Source organism: Roseateles sp. P2_H4 (assembly GCF_056403315.1).
The window spans coordinates 95,188-110,793 of the sequence record NZ_JBFUFR010000020.1; the positions used below are offsets into that span (position 1 = coordinate 95,188).

The window sequence follows — 15,606 nt, forward strand, 5'->3', positions numbered from 1 at the left end:
CTGGATTCTCGATCTCGCACGCCTTTCAGCGCGCGGCGCGCACTCTAAGGCAGGCCGGGCGAGGTCGGGGCGACCGCAGCGCCAGCCGGGGTAAACCATGTGGCCCGAAATGAACCGGGTAAGCTATCTTTATTGAACCGCTGTTTCATTTTTCATCCGTGAACACATTTCCCTCGGTCGCCGCCCGGCCGGTGTCCATCGCCGCGCTGGGCGAATGCATGCTGGAACTGCAGGGCCAGGCTTTCGGCCAACTGCGCCAGAGCTTTGGCGGCGACACGCTGAACACCGCCGTCTACCTGGCCCGTTGCGGCGGCGACAACCTGCGCGTTCACTATGCGACGGCCCTCGGCGACGACTCCTTGAGCAGCGGCCTGCTGGAGCGCTGGGCCGCGGAAGGCGTGCTGACCGGCCTCGTGCAGCGGCTGCCGGGTCGCGTGCCGGGCCTTTACCTGATCGAGTTGGACGAGGGCGGCGAGCGGCGCTTCCACTACTGGCGCGGCCAGGCGGCGGCACGCGCCTATTTCGACGCGGGGACCACGGCGCTGGAGGAGCAGGCCGATGGCCTGGACGCTCTTTATCTGTCGGGCATCAGCCTGGCCATCCTGCCGCAGGCCGGCCGTGAACGCGTGCTGGCGCTGATGGCCCGTATGCGCGCGCGCGGCGCGCTGGTGGCCTTCGACAACAACTTCCGGCCGCGGCTGTGGGACTCGGTCGCCGATGCGCGCTACTGGTACCAGCGCGCCTTCGCGGCCGCCAGCGTGGCCCTCATCACCGCCGACGATCACCAGGCCCTGCATGGACTGGGTGACCTCGACGCCGCGGTGGCCCAGGCCCAGGCGCTGCCGGTGGCCGAGATCGCGATCAAGCGGGGTGCGCTGTCGACGCGCGTCGGCCTCAACCAGGTCTGGCAGGACGTGGCCACCGAGGCCGTGCCACGCGTCGTCGACACGACGGCTGCCGGCGACTCCTTCGCGGCCGGCTATCTGAGCCAGCGCCTGCGCGGCGCCACGCCGGTGGAAGGCGCGGCCTTCGGCAACCGGCTCGCGGCCCGCGTCATCCAACACCCGGGCGCCCTGATCCCTCGTGAAGCCATGCAAGACCTGATCGGAAGCTGATGCGACTCCTCTTGACCCTGGCCCTGCCCTTGGCCACGCTCCCGGGCCTCTGCCACGCGCAGACCGCCACGCCTCCCCTGCACCCCGCCACCTATGTGCACGCCGGCTGGGCGCAGACCACCGGCGGCCAGGGCGGCAAGATCATCCGCGTGACGACGCTGGCTGCAGAAGGCCCAGGCAGCCTGACAGCGGCCCTGGAGACGCGCGGCCCGCGCATCGTCGTCTTCGAGGTCGGCGGCGTCATCGACCTGGGCGGCAAGAGCGTGAAGCTGCGCGAAGGCAAGATCACCATCGCCGGGCAGACCGCACCCGATCCGGGCATCACCCTCGTCAAGGGCGAGCTGGAGGTGTTCGCCAAGGACGTCATCCTGCAGCACATCAGCATCCGCCCCGGCGCCTTCGGCCGTGCCAAGCGCAGCGGCAACGACCATGACGGCTTCTCCACCGGCGACGGCGCCGAGCGCGTCATCGTCGACCACTGCAGCTTCTCGTGGGCGACCGACGAGAACCTCTCCGTGGGTGGACACCGCTTCGAGGGCGCCACGCCCGACGATTGGCGCGCCCACACCTCGCATGCCATCACCTACAGCCACAACCTCATCTACGAGGGCCTGAACGAAGCCGTGCACATCAAGGGCGAGCACAGCAAGGGTTCGCTGATCCACGACAACGCGACGCAGATCCTGCTGCTGGGCAATGTCTACGCCTCCAACCGCGAGCGCAATGCGCTGTTCAAGGGCGGTGTCTGGGGCGCCATGGTCAACAACCTGATCTACAACCCCGGCTGGCGCGCCGTCCACTACAACCTCATCGCCCACGAGTGGGTGGGCCGCCCCTACCAGGTCGGCAAGATCACGCTGGCCGGCAACGTCTACCGCGCCGGCCCGGGAACCGAGCGCAACCTGCCGATGTTCACGCTCGGYGGCGTGGGCGATGTGCAGCTCTACGAACAGGACAACATCGCCGTCGACCGCCAGGGTCAGCCGCTGCCGCTGACAGGCCGCTACACGACCAGCGCCGAGATCGTGCCGGTGCGCCAGCCCTATCTGCCCGCCGGCCTGAGCTGGGTGCCGCCGCGCGAGCTGGAGAAGCTGCTGCCGCTGTACGTCGGCTCGCGCCCCTGGGCGCGCGACCCGCTGGACTTCAAGCAGCTCTCCGACGTCGCCGAAGACCGCGGCCAGCTCATCGACGACGAGACCCAGAACAACCCCGACGGCCTGCCCAAGCGCAAGCCCACGCAGCGCGCCTTTGTCGAGGCCGACTGGAATCTCGCCGACATGGCGCCGAAGGCGGGCTGGCCCTCGCTGTTCACACAGGTCTCGAAGTGAGCTCCGCACGGCCGCCCGAAGGAGCTCAGCTCCCGCTCGGCGGGACAGCGCGCAGCGCGAAGGGTGCCCGATGACCCTGCTACGCCGCGAGCTGCTTGCACTGCTTGCGGCGCCACCCGCATTCGCCACCGACTGCGCCGACGCGCCTGGCCAGCCCTATCTGCCGCCGTGCACGCCCTGGCCCAAGGGCGTGGAAGGCCAGCGCAGGGCCGACCTGGGTGACAACCGCTTCCTGAACCCCGTGCTCGCCGGCGACCGGCCCGATCCCTCGGTACTGAAGGACGGCGATGACTACTACCTGACCCATTCCAGCTTCGAGGCCGTGCCCGGCCTGCTGGTCTGGCATTCGCACGACCTCGTCAACTGGCAGCCGGTGGCCAACGCCCTGCACGAGGCGGTGGGCAGCGTCTGGGCGCCGGACCTGTGCAAGCACGGCGATCGCTATTACCTCTATCTGCCGGTCAAGGCGGCGCCGAACGACATCCTCGTCAGCTGGGCCGATCGCATCGAGGGGCCGTGGTCCAAGCCGGTGCCGCTCGGGCTGAGCAAGCACATCGATCCCACTCATGTTGCCGACGAGAAGGGGCAGCGCTGGCTGTTCCTGTCCGGCGGCGACCGCGTGCGCCTCAGCGACGACGGCCTGAAGCTGGCCGGCCCCATCGAGCATGTCTACGACCCCTGGCGCTATCCGGACGACTGGGACGTGGAGAGCTTTTCGCCCGAAGGGCCCAAGATGCTGCGCCACGGCGGCTGGTGGCATATGTTGCTGGCCGTCGGCGGCACGGCCGGGCCACCCACCGGCCACATGGTCATCGCCGCGCGCAGCCGCACGCTCGCCGGCCCCTGGGAACAGGCGCCGCACAACCCGCTGATGCGCACCCGCTCCACCCGCGAGCGCTGGTGGTCGCGCGGCCACGGCAGCCTGGTGCAGGGGCCCGCAGGCGACTGGTGGATGCTGTATCACGGCTACGAGAACGGCTTCCATACCCTGGGCCGGCAGATGCTGCTGGCGCCGGCGCGCTTCAGCGCCGATGGCTGGTTCCATGTCGACGCCGACGATGGCCTGCCGCTGGCCAAGCCCAAGGGCGGCAGCGCCGTGCCGCATGGCCTGCCGCTGTCAGATGACTTTGCCGGCAACTCGCTTAAGCCCCACTGGCAGTTCCTCAGCGGCAGCGGCCAGGCAGCACGCGCCCGCGTGGCCGACGGCAGGCTGTACCTGCGCGCCACGCCGGGCAAGGGCCCGGGCGACAGCGCGCCGCTCGGCTTCATCCAGGGCGACCCGGCCTTCGAAGTCGAATTCGATCTCGATTTCGACGAAGGCGTGCAGGCCGGCCTCGTCATGTTCTACAGCCCGCGCCTGTACGCCGGCATGGGCGCCAACGCCAAGAGCTTTCAGCTGCACCGCTACGGCCAGGACATCCGCGCCGTCCCGAAGCCCGTAGGCATGGCGCGCAGGATGCAGCTCAAGCTGCGCTGCGTGCGCCATGTGCTGACGCTGTTCAGCCGCGCCGACGCGACCCAGCCCTGGACCAAGTTCCCGGTGCAGATGGACGTGACCGGCTACCACCACAACACCGCGGGCGGCTTCGCCAGCCTGCGGCCAGCGATCTACGCGGCCGGCAGCGGCGAAGCCCGCTTCTCGAACCTGCGCTACCGCGCCCTCGACTAGGAGACAAGACATGAAGTTCCTCCCCCTCATCGCGGCCCTGCTCGCCATGCCTGCCGCGCAGGCCCTGGAGCTCAAGTCCGCCGACGTGCACAACAGCGACGACTACCCCACCGTTGCCGCCGTCAAGCACCTCGGCCAGTTGCTGGCCAAGAGCAGCGGCGGCACGCTGACGGTCAAGGTCTTCAACAAGGGCGCCCTGGGCAGCGAGAAGGAGACCATCGACCAGGTCAAGCTCGGCGCACTGGCGATGACGCGCGTCAACCTCGCGCCGCTGGCTGCCATGTGCCCCAAGACGCTGGTGCCGTCCCTGCCCTTCCTGTTCCGCGACACGGCCCATATGCGCAAGGCCTACGACGGCGCGCCCGGCGAGGAGATCCTCAAGGCCTGCGAGCACCAGGGCATGGTGGGCTTGGCGCTGTACGACTCCGGCTCGCGCTCCATCTACGCGCGCAAGCCCGTCAGGACGCTGGCAGACACCAAGGGCCTGAAGATCCGCGTGCAGCAGAGCGACCTGTCGGTCGCCGCGATGACGGCCCTCGGTGCGAACCCCTCGCCCATGCCGCCAGGCGAGGTCTACACCGGCCTGAAGACCGGCCTCATCGACGCGGCCGAGAACAACATCCCCAGCTACGAAGGCTTCCGCCACTTCGAGGCGGCCAAGTTCTACAGCCGCACCGAGCACGCGATGACGCCCGACGCCCTCTTCATCAGCAAGAAGGTCTGGGACAAGCTCAAGCCCGAGCAGCAGGCCCAGTTGCGCGACGCCGCCAAGGCGTCGGTCGCCGTGCAGCGCCAGTTGTGGGATGCACAGGAGGCCAAGGCGCTGGCCGCCGTCAAGGCCGCCGGCACCGAGATCGTCACCGTCGACCGCGAACCCTTCCGCCAGGCCATGCAGCCGGTGCTCGCCAAGTTCGTCAACACGCCGGATCTGCAAAAGCTGGTCAAGGCTGTTCAAGACATCAAATGACGGCGTACACCAAGCTTTGCGCGGCGCTGTCGCGCTGGTCGCTGCGCCTGGCCGTGCTGGGCCTCGTCGTGCTCATCGTCTGCGTGCAATGGCAGGTGATCGGCCGCTACCTGCTCAACGACTCGCCGACGTGGACCGAGCCCTTCGCGCTCATGCTGGTGCTCTACATCACGGCGCTGGCCGTGGCGGTGGGCGTGCGCGATGCGGGCCACCTCGGCATGGAGTCCATCGTCGTGCTGCTGCCCAAGGCCGCGCAGCGCGTCGCCGAGGGGCTCATCCATGTCTGCGTGCTCGCCTTCGCCATCCTGATGGCCGTGGCCGGTTGGGAGTGGCTGACGCTGAAATGGGCCGAACCCAAGCCCATGCTGGGCGTGTCCGAAGGGCTGGACTATCTGCCGCTGGTCATCTCCGGCGTGCTCATCGTGTTGTTCTGCATCGAGCACCTGATCGCGCTGTGGCGCGGCCATGCCGTCGAAGAAGCTGGGGTCTGACGTGGAGGGTTACGAACTTTGGGTCATGTGCGGCAGCTTCGTGCTGCTGCTTCTGCTGGGCGTGCCGGTGGCCTTTGCCATCGGGCTGTCGTCCATCGCCACTGCGTTTGCGGCCGATCTGCCGATGGCCATCGTCTTCCAGAAGATGGTGGGCGGCATGCAGATCTTCTCCTTCCTCGCGATCCCCTTCTTCATCTTTGCCGGCGAGCTGATGCTGCACGGGGGCATCGCCGAGCGCATCGTCAACTTCGCCAACCGGCTGGTGGGCCATGTGCGCGGCGGCTTGGGCATGAGCAATGTGCTGGGCTGCACGCTGTTCGGCGGTGTGGCCGGCTCGCCGCTGGCCGATGTGTCGGCGATGGGCTCCGTGATGATCCCGCTGATGAAGCGCGAGGGCTATGACGCCGACTACGCGGTCAACGTCACCACCCATGCGGCGCTGGTGGGTGCGTTGATGCCGACCTCGCACAACCTCATCATCTATGTGCTGGCCACGGCCGGCATCGCGGCGGTCAGCGTCTTCAACCTCATCCTCGCCTGCCTGATCCCGGCGCTGCTGCTGACGCTGTCCAACCTCGTCGCCGCCTACGCCGTCGCCCGCAAGCGCGGCTACCCGACGCATGGCGCCTTCCCGGGCTGGGCGGCGGTGTTCTCCGCCTTCATGGCGGCGCTGCCCGGGCTGCTGGTCATCGTCATCATCCTGGGTGGCATCCTCAGCGGCGTATTTACGGCCACCGAGTCGGCGGCCACGGCCGTCTGCTGGGCGCTGCTGGTCACCGGTGTCGTCTACCGGTCCTTGAGCTGGAAGGGCTTCCTGGCCGCCTGCGCCAAGGCCTGCAAGACGACCGGCGTCGTGCTGCTGCTGATCGGCATCTCGTCCGCCTTCGGCTACTTCATGGCTTTGTACGAGGTGCCGCAGAAGACTGGCGAATGGCTGGAGCAGATGAGCGGCAACAACGCCTGGCTGATCTTCCTGTGGGTGAACGTGCTGCTGTTCGTGCTCGGCACCTTCCTGGACATGGCGGCCACCATCCTGATCTGCACGCCCATCTTCCTGCCCATCTGCATGAAGGCCGGCATGGACCCGACGCAGTTCGGCGTCGTCATGCTGCTGAACTGCGCACTCGGCCTGAACACGCCGCCGGTGGGCAGCGTGCAGTTCGTCGGCTGCGCGATCGGCGGCGTCAGCGTCGGCCAGGTCATGCGGTCCATCGCGCCCTTCTACGGCGCGCTGCTGGTCACGCTGCTGGCGGCGACCTACATCCCGCTCCTGTCGATGGCGTTGCCGAAATGGGTGGGCGGCTGAAGCGGCTAAAGCGGCTAAAGCCCGGGATAGCGGCTCATGATCTGCGCCCGTTCCGCAGACTGGCGCGCGCGCTGCAGGCCCAGGTTGAGATGCTGCATCACCTCCGGCCTTTGCTCCAGTGTGCGCCGCGACACCAACAGATGCACGGGGCTGACCACCAGCTCCAGCGCGATAACGATGTCCTCGCCCGGCGCGTTGGCCGCGCGGTAGAGCACGGTGACCGGGTCGTCAATGACGTAGTCAACCCGCCGCCCGCGCAGCGCCGACAGCGACAGGTCGTTGGCATGCAGGGGCACGAGCAGGCGCTGCAGCTCGGGGTCGTCCAGCTCGCGCTGCACTGCCGCCGGGAAGACGACGCCGCGGATGGTGCCGATGCGCACGCCCCGGCCCTTGAGCTCCGCCAGCCGCGCCGGTGCCGGCGCCGCGCCGGCCAGGGCCATCAGCGCCACGCGTTCCTGGCGGTAGGGGTGCGTGTACTCGGCAAAGCTCAATCGGTCCGACGTGTAGGTGGCCGAAGTCATCAGGTCCAGCTCTCCCAAGGCCAGGTCGGCCAGCTGGCGCGCCCAGGGCATGCGCAGCCAGTCGAGACGCTCGCCGCACAGGCGCGCCATCAATGTCAGCAGCTCCACATCCAGCCCCACGGGGCCGGTGGGACCGACACGCTGGAAAGGTGGATAGTCACCCCAGCCGATGCGCAGCGGCGCTGCTGCCCAAGCCGAAGCCAGGCCGCCGGCCGATGGCAGCAGAATCAGGGCATCACGGCGGCTCAGGCGCATCTTGTTGTCGTTCTGGACGAATACCGTGCGTCGACTCTGGCACAGCCGCCGCGCGCCCGCATCCCCTGTGACCATGAGCGTTAACCGCCGCCAACTCCTCGCCGCCCTCGCACCGACCCCGCTGATCGCGCGAGCCGGTGGCCTGGACGCGACCCTGGACCGCCTGCGACAGCGCTGGCAGCCGCGCCTGGCCTGGCGGCCCGACCCCGGCTGGCACCGCGAGGCCCTGGCCACGGCGCGCCGCCTCATGCTGCTGCCCGGCGACGACGGCGGCGGCTTTGCGACCGAGGTGCTGGCCGAGCAGGACCGCGGCGGCCACGTCGCCCAGGCGCTGACCCTGCGCGGCGCCCTTGGCGAACGCCTGCCCGCCCTCTTCCTGCGCCCGCACGGCCGCGGCCCGCACCCCGCCGTGCTCGTGATGCACGACCACGGCGCGCGCTTTGACATCGGCAAGGAAAAGCTGATCCGGCCTCTGCATCCCAGCCCGTCGGCCGAGGCCTGGGTGCAGCGCTACTACGGCGGCCAGTTTGTTGGCGACACGCTGGTGGACGCCGGCTTCGCGGTGCTGGCCATCGACGCTCTGGGCTGGGGCGATCGCAGCCGCCCCGGCTTCGCCCGCGACGACCAGCAGGCCCTGGCCAACCACCTGCTGCAGCTCGGCCACAGCTGGGCGGGCGTCATCGCCAGCGATGACCTCAGGTCGCACCGCTGGCTGCGCGAGAGGCCCGAGGTCGATGCGAAGCGTGTCGCGGTGCTGGGTTTCTCGATGGGCGCCTTCCGCGCTTGGCAGCTCGCGGCCGTCAGCGATGAAGTGTCGGCCTGCGTCGCCGCGCATTGGATGTGCACACGCGAGGGCCTGCTGCGGCCGGGCGAGCACACGCTGGTCGGGCAGTCGGCCTTCAGCATGGCGCATCCCGGCTTGGCGGCTGAACTGGATCACCCGGACGTGGCGGCGCTGATTGCTCCGCGACCGTTGATGCTGTTCGGGTCACCGGAGGACAAGCTGTTTCCGTGGGATGCGGTGCAGCAGGCCTGGGGGCGTCTGGCCGCGGCGCGAGGGCGCGCCGAAGGCCTGCAAGCGCGAGTGACGGCGGGCGGGCACCGGTTCGATGTAGAGCAGCAGCGAATGGCGTCGGCGTGGCTGGCGGGTCTGAGCCGGTGACGGACAGCACGGCCCGGGCGCACACCGACAAGGCGAGTTTTCACCTCGACGGCCAGCAATCAGCGCTGGCTTTGTTGGCATAGTCCTTCCAGCGCAACCGCGAACGTCGGCGTCATGAAGCACTTGAACCATCGAGGGTCGGCCCTATTGCTTGTCTTGACCCTGCTGTTGGCAGCACTGCTCATCTTGTCAGCTCTGGGCATCAACGGAGACTGGAAGCCGAAGACCACGCCGTGGCGGCTGGCGAACGACCCCTTTGCCGGTTGGTCACTGCTCGTCGTCCTCGGCGCCGGCCTGGCGTTGATTCGCGTAGGCACTGAGGTGGTTCAGTGCGTGAGTGCGTTGGTCTTCGTCGGCGTGCTCTTGGGTCTCGGGTTTGCAAGCGCGCTCTTTTGGGACCCGTGGCTTCCGAACGCCCTTTTGTGGCCCGCCCTGCTCATTGCGCGATCGGCGAGACAGACACTCATGTCGTTTGCGCCGCCGGGACGGCCTGCCAGAGTGAAGCGAAGGGAAAGCCGTCCCGGGCGCCCAGCATGAGGTCCAGTCCTCGCCACAACAGGCATTGAATGCACGTATCCCACGACCCCCAAACCCCGCTTGCCGATCAACCTGGTGGCCTCTGGATTCAGCGTGCCATAGGGGCGATGACCCTGCTCCTGGGCATCATGCTCGGGGCGGTATTTGCCGCCGGAGCATTCAAGCTGGTGGCCCGCGGTGCCACGATGCAAGCGCCAGTGCTGATCGTTGGCGCGGTCATCGGGCTCCTGGCCGCTTTCCTTGTGTCGGCGGGCGGGCGGATGACGTTCAACCGGCCCAATCGACACGGTTCGCTGCTGACGCCGGCGTTGTGGTTCGCCATCGCGGCCCTGTTCTTCACCTGCGCTGTTTTCATCGCCAGCACGTTGTTGGCCACGAGGCAGTTCGCCAAGCTCGAAGTGGCCGGCTACGCCTTCGCCTTTGCCGCGCTTGCCGTCATGGCTGGCCGGCGCGCCATGAAGAAACGCGGCCGCGTCTCGTGAGGCAACGCCTCTCGCATCGATGAGGCCCTCATGGGTACTTGCCGCGGCATTTGCCTTGTTGCAGGCGCCTGCGCCGGCTGCCGCCAGCCAGTGCTACGGCAGCGTCAGCCAGGGCCACCTGGAAGCTGGCGTCGCCCTGCCCCGCAGCGGCCCCAATTTCTCGCCCTACAGCCAGGTCGGCGTTTCTCTCGGGCGCACCCATGTGCACGCCAAGGTCGCCGAGATCGTGGCCGAGGCCTATGCCGAACTCGCGAAGCAGACGCCCGAGGTTCACTACGTCTACGGCGAGACGGGCTGGCCGTCGGGTGGCCGCTTCAGGCCGCATCGCTCCCATCAGAACGGCTTGTCGGTGGACTTCTTCGTCCCGGTGCGCGACGCCCAAGGCCAGTCGGTGCCCTTGCCGACCGCGGTCAGCGACAAGTTCGGCTATGACATCGAATTCGACGGCCAGGCCCGCTGGCACGACTACCGGATCGACTTCAACGCCCTCGCCGAACACCTCTACCAACTGCATCGCGCCGCCGCGGCCCGCGGCCTGGGCATCAGCCAGGTCATCTTCGACCGACCCTATCTGCCCCGCCTGTTCGCGACGCCCCGCGGCGCCTGGCTGGAACGGCACGTCACTTTCATGAAGGGCAAGCCCTGGGTGAGGCATGACGAGCACTACCACGTCGACTTCGCGGTGCCCTGCAAACCGTGACGGCGCCAGCAGCGCGCTTCGGGGCGCCGCACCCGCCCATTCCGGCCCCCGACCTGCAGGGGTGGATCCATAGAAGCGCGATGGCGCTCCCCCAGCCGCGGCCCCACACTCCAGCTATCCGCGCCCCTTACCGTTGTCACCATGAACGAACTGCTCGCCGCCTACCGCTACACGACCAACAACTACGCCCAGATCGAGAAGAGCAAGCGCTGCGGCTGCTGCAATTGCGTACAGATCTTCAAGCCCGATGCCATCGTCGGCTGGACGGGACTGACGGTGCAGAACATGGACGACCCCAAGGCCATCGACGAGCAGACCGCCATGTGCCCGCACTGTGGCAGCGAGGCCGTGATCGGGGATGGCTGCGGTTTCCTGATCACGCCCGACTTCCTGTCGCGCATGAACGAGGCCTGGTTCCAGAGGACGATGATCCACAGGCCGGCGGCCAAGAAGTGACGCTAACGTCGCAGCCCTCGGCACGGGGTTGACGGCCCATCATGAGCTTTGGCTACAAGACGGCATGGTTCGCCATCCACAACCCAAACACCGAAGCGGTGGCCCGTGCCCTGGGGCTCAGGCAGCTCGAGCCCGCAACCGCCGAGGCCGGTATCGCGGCCGGCTACGGCGATCGCGGCAAGGTGTTCATCACGCCCCCCATCAACGGCTGGACGCTGGCCATGAGCAGCGGCTTCCTCAATCTGGCGGATGGCAACCCACCGGTCTTCGCCAGCAAGCTGCCCCAGTTGTCGGTCGAACTGGGCGTCGAGGTGCAGTTTTTCGCCAGTCACCGGGTCGTGGAGGCTCATGCGTGGGCGCGTGCGGCGCATGGTGAGCTGAACCGCGCCTACACCTACAACGGCTGTAGCGGCGAGGTCCAGATCGACTTGGGCGGCCAAACGCCAGAGGAGATGGCTCTCGGGCATCGCTTCTTCAACCCTGACGCCCCCGAGGCTGGCAATGACAGCTACTGGGAGCGCAACGACCTGCGCTACGCCCATGAAGAAGACGTGATGGAGGTGGTCGGTGCCWGGAGCGTCAACCCGCAAAGCCTGGAGACCCTGCGCGAGGGGTTTCTCGCAGATGGCGGCGCTTCAACCGTCGCGTCGCCGGCCCACAAGCGCTGGTGGAAGATCTGGTGATGGACACCGGGGACACCGACCTGGTGGCCGTCTTCACCACCGTCGCCAGCCAAGAGCAGGCCGATGCCCTGGCCCGCGCCGCCGTCGAGCAGCACCTCGCCGCCTGCGTGCAGACCGAGGCCATCCGCAGCATCTACCGCTGGCAGGGCGCCATCGAGTGCGAGGCCGAGGTGCGGCTGATGTTCAAGACGAAACGAGTCCTGTATTCGGCGCTCGAGGCGCTGCTTCTGGAATTGCATCCCTACCAAGTGCCTGCAGTCTTCGCCGTGCCCATAGCAGGCGCTTCGAGCGAATACGCAAGCTGGATCGCAACTTCGCTGACTCATACGCATGCGTCGTAGGCGGCCGCAGTGCCAAGTCAAATTGCCCTGGACAAAAACGTCGGTATGGCGCCATAGGGCTACCAGCGATAACCAGGATCTTCGTCGCCGTCAAACATGTACCAGCAGCTTGCCGCACCGCTGCCGGTTTCTCGGGTGTCTTTCTTGAAATCGTATTCGCCCATGCAGGCCAAACCAAGTTGCAAGGCACCGCGGAGGTCAGGCCAAGCGGCTTGCAGAGCGGCCTCGGCCAGCACCGACGGCGGACTGTTTAGCCGCAGGATTTTTTTGAACGTGAACGACGGGACGCGTCGCCGATCGAGGTCAAATTTCTTGTATTGAATGTCGACGAATTGGTGCGTGATAGGCCCGAGGCTGATGCAGTTGTCCTGCAGCAAGGCCTGCAACTGCGGCGCAAGAGCGTAGACCGCGGTAGTGAAGGACTTCCCTTTGTCAGCAGCGTCATCGACCACCTGCTCGTCTGGCAGCCGAACCAGTCCACGCGCCGCTACAAGACGCTCGACCGTTGGCAACGTCTTGGCAACTACGGCGTCGGAACTCGATCGCTGTGGTTTATTCAGATAGATGCCAAAGCGATAGCGATCGCCGGGAAATACCTTGTCAACGGGCAGCCTTCCTTTACCCGGCAGTACCAGGCAAATCCGTTCCGGACTCAAGGACAGCTTGCCCTCCAGTTCAGATCTCGTTGGGTCCGGCAGATCTGCGTAAGTCTGAGATTTGCGCCTTGCTTCCGGAGTCAGTGAATCGAAGCGCAAGCCCGGCAGTTCGCCCTCATCCTCACTTTTCCATCGACCGTCGCGCCTTTCAAGTCTCATGACGACGCGTTGGCCCTCGAGTTGTCGCGCAATTTGAGGAAAGGCTTGCTGAACGCCTGGATCTCGTGCCCAGCTTGGCAAGGCGTCCGGCCCTGAAAGACCGACACGAACCGACCTTCGGAAGGAACTCTCACCGTCGAGAGAATCCTCTCCGCCAACGAACCCCAGATATGAAGCTTTTCCATACACGAAACAACTGCGGCGATCGTCCAGTTGTGACCAGCCTTTGGCGGTAAGTCGATAGCGCCACGCAGGTTGCGGCAACGAGCCTGCAGCAGCTATGGAAACCTCTTCCTTCTGCAGGAGGCCGACTGCCGCCAGCGTGTCGAGCTCCATGAGCTGCTTGACGCCATCCGGTCCGCGCGCCGCGTCCTTGACATAGTCCGCGTACCAGCCGAATTTGCGGAGCTTGCTCCGCGCCGTGGGTAGTGGATAGTCCGCGGGCAATGCCAAGCAATAGTCGACTCTGGTTGTTTGGTCATGCTTGACCGCTTCGACAAAATCCGCCTCCGCGGGAAGCTGAACTGAAGACTCCGCGGCCCAGCAGTCTGACCAACATCCAATCAACACCAAGCTCAAAACCGCCGACAAGCGCCGTCGCATAGCCGACCTCCTAGTCGGTAGTCTACTGACGCCGGCAACACATGCTCTCGCGACAAAACGAGGAGACGCAGCTCAGGTAGTCGGACTGCGTCTGAAACTACCTCTTGCGCCTACGGCCCCAGCGTCTTTGCGTTCGCCAGTTCCGGCCTGAGCCTGATCAGCCCCTCCATCACCTGCCCCGAGAAAAGGTCCGCTCCTTTCGGCCCGAGATGGGTGCGGTCAAAGCGCGGCGGCGCTTCGGCCAGCGTATCGGCGCCGGCCTGGCCCATGGCGGCCACAGCGGCATGGCTGACCGCGTTCAGGTCCAGCACCTGCACACCCTGCTCCGCGCCCACCTTGAGGATGGACTCGGCCCAGGGGCGCAGGTCGTTGGGGAGTTCGCCGTCCCTGAAGGTGCGGCGCGTGAGCGGCGTGATGAGCAGCACCTCGCCGCCGGCGGCCTTCACGTCCTTCACGTAGCCAGCCATGTTGGGGCTGAACTCGGTGGCGAAGTCGGTCGAGCGGCCGGGTTTGCCGGGCTGGTCGTTGTGGCCGAACTGGATCAGCACCAGGGTCTTCTGCTTCTGGCCGGTCTCGCCGCGCTCGTTCAACAGCGCCAGCACCGTGTCCCACAGGCCCTCGGCGCGAAAGCTCTTGCTGGAACGGCCGCCGCGCGCGAGGTTGATGCAGGCGACCTGCTGGAAACGCGCGCACAGCGCATTGCCATAGCCGCTGCGCGGCGCCATCGTCGAGTCGCCGACGAGGATGAGGCGTGGGCCGGTGGCGACATTGGCCGTGGTCTCGCCACGCGGCGCGGAAGCGGCAGGCGTCTGGGCGACGGCACTGCCAGTCAGCAGCATGGCGAAGAAGAAGAAGGAAGACAGCTTCATGGTTTCGCGGCGGCAGGCCAGCCGGCCTTGGGACTCATGTCGTCGAGGTTCCAGTCCTCGGGCTTGAAAGTGCGCTTCGTCGTCGCGTGGCGCGGGTAGCCGAGGGCATTCTCGACTTCGGAATCGATCAGCTTGCCCTTGCCATTCGCCATGTCGGCCAGCAGCCTCGCATCGAGCGGATCGCGCGCCCAGGGCCGCGCACCGACCAGTGGCGGTAGTTCGCGCGCCAGATCGGCAGCCGATCGGATGGCCAAGCCGGCAGGCAATTCAGGCTTGGCCATGACGATGAGCTTGCCCGTCGTCTGCGCGTTGTTGCCCAGCAGCGGCACCGGTCGGCCTTGCGCGTCGTGGGCGAGGTTGTCGGCCATATGCAGTTCCAGGTCACCCTGGCCCAGCATCGTGAAGAAGGCCGTGCCGGCCACCGTGCTCGGGCCGTGGCGCATCGCATTGCCCACCAGCGTCAGCCGGCCGACCTGCCAGGGCTGGCCGGTCCATTCGTTGGCGAGGAGGTTGTAGTGCACGGCGCGATCGCCCGGGTTGAAGATGTAGTTGTTGACCATGGCCCCCTGCGCACCGCCCTTGAACAAGGCGTTGCGCTGGCGGTTGGAGGCATAGACGTTGGCGTAGATCAGCACGCCGCTGGTGTTGTCGTGGATCAGCGAGCCCTTGCTGTGTTCGCCCTTCTCGTGAACCGAGTTGCCCAGCCCCTCGTAGATGAGGTTGTGGCTGTAGGTAATGCGGTGCGACGTGCCCTTGCGCCAGTCCTCCACCGTCTTGCCCTCGAAGCGCGGGCCGCTGGCGGAGAGGTTCTCGTCCGTCGCCCAGGAGAAGCTGCAGTGGTCGACGATGACGTCATGCGCCCCGCCCAGCGTGGAGATGCCGTCCTGGTCGCCGCCGCCCTTCTTGGGCCGGCCGAATTCACCGGGGCGAAAGCTCAGGTGCTGGACGACGACGTCATGGGTCGAGATCATCGTCTCGGCCTTGATGATGCTGATGCCGGGGTCGGGCGCCGTCTGGCCGGCCAGCGTCAGGAAGGGCTGGGTGATCTTCAGCGGCTGGCCACCCATGTCGATGACGCCGCCGACCTCGAAGACGACGATGCGCGGACCGCTGGCCTCGATGGCTTCCTTCAGGCTGCCGGGGCCGGAGGGCGCCAGCGTCGTGACCTTGACGATGCGCCCGCCGCGGCCGCCCGCGGTCTGTGTCCAGCCCTGGGTGACGATGGCGGCATGGGGCGGCGCGGAGTTCTGTGCGGCGGCCGGCAGCGCGGCAACGGCCAGCAGGCAAGCGAAGAGTCTGTTCATGC

17 protein-coding genes are annotated in these 15,606 nt (G+C 67.1%); 13 read left to right on the plus strand and 4 right to left on the minus strand.

Annotation, left to right across the window (positions count from 1 at the left end; genetic code table 11):
* The first annotated feature begins 158 nt into the window (after positions 1 to 158).
* The 6 genes from AC1DW3_RS16410 to AC1DW3_RS16435 all read left to right on the plus strand — a co-directional run bounded on the left by AC1DW3_RS16410 (position 159) and on the right by AC1DW3_RS16435 (position 6,876).
* Complete coding sequence (locus AC1DW3_RS16410) at positions 159 to 1,115, plus strand: sugar kinase (RefSeq protein WP_477932769.1); 957 nt, start codon at positions 159 to 161, stop codon at positions 1,113 to 1,115.
* Positions 1,115 to 2,443, plus strand: coding sequence for a pectate lyase family protein (locus AC1DW3_RS16415; protein WP_477932771.1), 1,329 nt, complete (start codon positions 1,115 to 1,117; stop codon positions 2,441 to 2,443). Before AC1DW3_RS16410 ends, AC1DW3_RS16415 begins: the two co-directional genes overlap by 1 nt.
* A gap of 70 nt (positions 2,444 to 2,513) precedes the next feature.
* On the plus strand, positions 2,514 to 4,112 hold the full coding sequence (locus AC1DW3_RS16420) for a family 43 glycosylhydrolase (RefSeq protein WP_477932773.1): 1,599 nt from the start codon (positions 2,514 to 2,516) through the stop codon (positions 4,110 to 4,112).
* A gap of 10 nt (positions 4,113 to 4,122) precedes the next feature.
* Positions 4,123 to 5,079 carry a TRAP transporter substrate-binding protein gene (locus AC1DW3_RS16425; RefSeq protein WP_477932774.1) on the plus strand — a complete coding sequence of 319 codons (957 nt, stop codon included), beginning with the start codon at positions 4,123 to 4,125 and terminating at the stop codon, positions 5,077 to 5,079.
* On the plus strand, positions 5,076 to 5,570 hold the full coding sequence (locus AC1DW3_RS16430) for a TRAP transporter small permease (protein WP_477932776.1): 495 nt from the start codon (positions 5,076 to 5,078) through the stop codon (positions 5,568 to 5,570). Before AC1DW3_RS16425 ends, AC1DW3_RS16430 begins: the two co-directional genes overlap by 4 nt.
* Positions 5,545 to 6,876, plus strand: coding sequence for a TRAP transporter large permease (locus AC1DW3_RS16435; RefSeq protein ID WP_477932778.1), 1,332 nt, complete (start codon positions 5,545 to 5,547; stop codon positions 6,874 to 6,876). Before AC1DW3_RS16430 ends, AC1DW3_RS16435 begins: the two co-directional genes overlap by 26 nt.
* A 14-nt stretch (positions 6,877 to 6,890) precedes the next feature.
* Here the strand turns inward: AC1DW3_RS16435 and AC1DW3_RS16440 are convergent, their stop codons facing one another.
* Complete coding sequence (locus AC1DW3_RS16440) at positions 6,891 to 7,652, minus strand: substrate-binding periplasmic protein (protein WP_477932780.1); 762 nt, start codon at positions 7,650 to 7,652, stop codon at positions 6,891 to 6,893.
* A gap of 73 nt (positions 7,653 to 7,725) precedes the next feature.
* Between AC1DW3_RS16440 and AC1DW3_RS16445 the strand changes: the two genes are divergently transcribed.
* The 7 genes from AC1DW3_RS16445 to cutA all read left to right on the plus strand — a co-directional run bounded on the left by AC1DW3_RS16445 (position 7,726) and on the right by cutA (position 12,013).
* Positions 7,726 to 8,814, plus strand: coding sequence for a dienelactone hydrolase family protein (locus AC1DW3_RS16445; protein WP_477932782.1), 1,089 nt, complete (start codon positions 7,726 to 7,728; stop codon positions 8,812 to 8,814).
* 114 nt (positions 8,815 to 8,928) lie between these two features.
* Entirely contained in the window at positions 8,929 to 9,351 is a 423-nt protein-coding gene (locus tag AC1DW3_RS16450; protein ID WP_477932784.1) for a hypothetical protein, read from the plus strand.
* Positions 9,352 to 9,458: 107 nt separating this feature from the next.
* Positions 9,459 to 9,833 carry a hypothetical protein gene (locus AC1DW3_RS16455; RefSeq protein WP_477932786.1) on the plus strand — a complete coding sequence of 125 codons (375 nt, stop codon included), beginning with the start codon at positions 9,459 to 9,461 and terminating at the stop codon, positions 9,831 to 9,833.
* A 19-nt stretch (positions 9,834 to 9,852) separates the two neighbouring features.
* Complete coding sequence (locus AC1DW3_RS16460; protein WP_477932788.1) at positions 9,853 to 10,533, plus strand: penicillin-insensitive murein endopeptidase; 681 nt, start codon at positions 9,853 to 9,855, stop codon at positions 10,531 to 10,533.
* A gap of 141 nt (positions 10,534 to 10,674) precedes the next feature.
* On the plus strand, positions 10,675 to 10,989 hold the full coding sequence (locus AC1DW3_RS16465; protein ID WP_457326196.1) for a hypothetical protein: 315 nt from the start codon (positions 10,675 to 10,677) through the stop codon (positions 10,987 to 10,989).
* Between the two features lie 41 nt (positions 10,990 to 11,030).
* Positions 11,031 to 11,672, plus strand: coding sequence for a hypothetical protein (locus tag AC1DW3_RS16470; protein ID WP_477932790.1), 642 nt, complete (start codon positions 11,031 to 11,033; stop codon positions 11,670 to 11,672).
* Positions 11,672 to 12,013 carry a divalent-cation tolerance protein CutA gene (gene cutA, locus AC1DW3_RS16475; protein ID WP_457326194.1) on the plus strand — a complete coding sequence of 114 codons (342 nt, stop codon included), beginning with the start codon at positions 11,672 to 11,674 and terminating at the stop codon, positions 12,011 to 12,013. The genes AC1DW3_RS16470 and cutA overlap by 1 nt, the downstream gene beginning before the upstream one ends.
* A 59-nt stretch (positions 12,014 to 12,072) precedes the next feature.
* Here the strand turns inward: cutA and AC1DW3_RS16480 are convergent, their stop codons facing one another.
* The 3 genes from AC1DW3_RS16480 to AC1DW3_RS16490 form a co-directional block, all read right to left on the minus strand.
* Positions 12,073 to 13,431 carry a hypothetical protein gene (locus tag AC1DW3_RS16480; protein ID WP_477932792.1) on the minus strand — a complete coding sequence of 453 codons (1,359 nt, stop codon included), beginning with the start codon at positions 13,429 to 13,431 and terminating at the stop codon, positions 12,073 to 12,075.
* A 110-nt stretch (positions 13,432 to 13,541) separates the two neighbouring features.
* Positions 13,542 to 14,300, minus strand: a complete 759-nt coding sequence (locus AC1DW3_RS16485; protein WP_477932794.1) for a rhamnogalacturonan acetylesterase — start codon at positions 14,298 to 14,300, stop codon at positions 13,542 to 13,544.
* The gene (locus AC1DW3_RS16490; RefSeq protein ID WP_457321433.1) at positions 14,297 to 15,604 is read right to left on the minus strand and encodes a pectate lyase family protein; all 1,308 of its coding nucleotides are present in this window, start codon (positions 15,602 to 15,604) and stop codon (positions 14,297 to 14,299) included. Before AC1DW3_RS16490 ends, AC1DW3_RS16485 begins: the two co-directional genes overlap by 4 nt.
* Positions 15,605 to 15,606 lie beyond the last annotated feature (2 nt).

What these genes read in the sequence shown, in the direction of transcription:
- AC1DW3_RS16420 (WP_477932773.1), top strand. Translation starts at nt 2,514, where the DNA reads ATGACCCTGCTACGCCGCGAGCTGCTTGCACTGCTTGCGGCGCCACCC.
- AC1DW3_RS16425 (WP_477932774.1), top strand. Translation starts at nt 4,123, where the DNA reads ATGAAGTTCCTCCCCCTCATCGCGGCCCTGCTCGCCATGCCTGCCGCG.
- AC1DW3_RS16430 (WP_477932776.1), top strand. Translation starts at nt 5,076, where the DNA reads ATGACGGCGTACACCAAGCTTTGCGCGGCGCTGTCGCGCTGGTCGCTG.
- AC1DW3_RS16435 (WP_477932778.1), top strand. Translation starts at nt 5,545, where the DNA reads ATGCCGTCGAAGAAGCTGGGGTCTGACGTGGAGGGTTACGAACTTTGG.
- AC1DW3_RS16440 (WP_477932780.1), bottom strand. Translation starts at nt 7,652, where the DNA reads ATGCGCCTGAGCCGCCGTGATGCCCTGATTCTGCTGCCATCGGCCGGC.
- AC1DW3_RS16445 (WP_477932782.1), top strand. Translation starts at nt 7,726, where the DNA reads ATGAGCGTTAACCGCCGCCAACTCCTCGCCGCCCTCGCACCGACCCCG.
- AC1DW3_RS16450 (WP_477932784.1), top strand. Translation starts at nt 8,929, where the DNA reads ATGAAGCACTTGAACCATCGAGGGTCGGCCCTATTGCTTGTCTTGACC.
- AC1DW3_RS16455 (WP_477932786.1), top strand. Translation starts at nt 9,459, where the DNA reads ATGACCCTGCTCCTGGGCATCATGCTCGGGGCGGTATTTGCCGCCGGA.
- AC1DW3_RS16460 (WP_477932788.1), top strand. Translation starts at nt 9,853, where the DNA reads ATGAGGCCCTCATGGGTACTTGCCGCGGCATTTGCCTTGTTGCAGGCG.
- AC1DW3_RS16465 (WP_457326196.1), top strand. Translation starts at nt 10,675, where the DNA reads ATGAACGAACTGCTCGCCGCCTACCGCTACACGACCAACAACTACGCC.
- cutA (WP_457326194.1), top strand. Translation starts at nt 11,672, where the DNA reads ATGGACACCGGGGACACCGACCTGGTGGCCGTCTTCACCACCGTCGCC.
- AC1DW3_RS16480 (WP_477932792.1), bottom strand. Translation starts at nt 13,431, where the DNA reads ATGCGACGGCGCTTGTCGGCGGTTTTGAGCTTGGTGTTGATTGGATGT.
- AC1DW3_RS16485 (WP_477932794.1), bottom strand. Translation starts at nt 14,300, where the DNA reads ATGAAGCTGTCTTCCTTCTTCTTCTTCGCCATGCTGCTGACTGGCAGT.
- AC1DW3_RS16490 (WP_457321433.1), bottom strand. Translation starts at nt 15,604, where the DNA reads ATGAACAGACTCTTCGCTTGCCTGCTGGCCGTTGCCGCGCTGCCGGCC.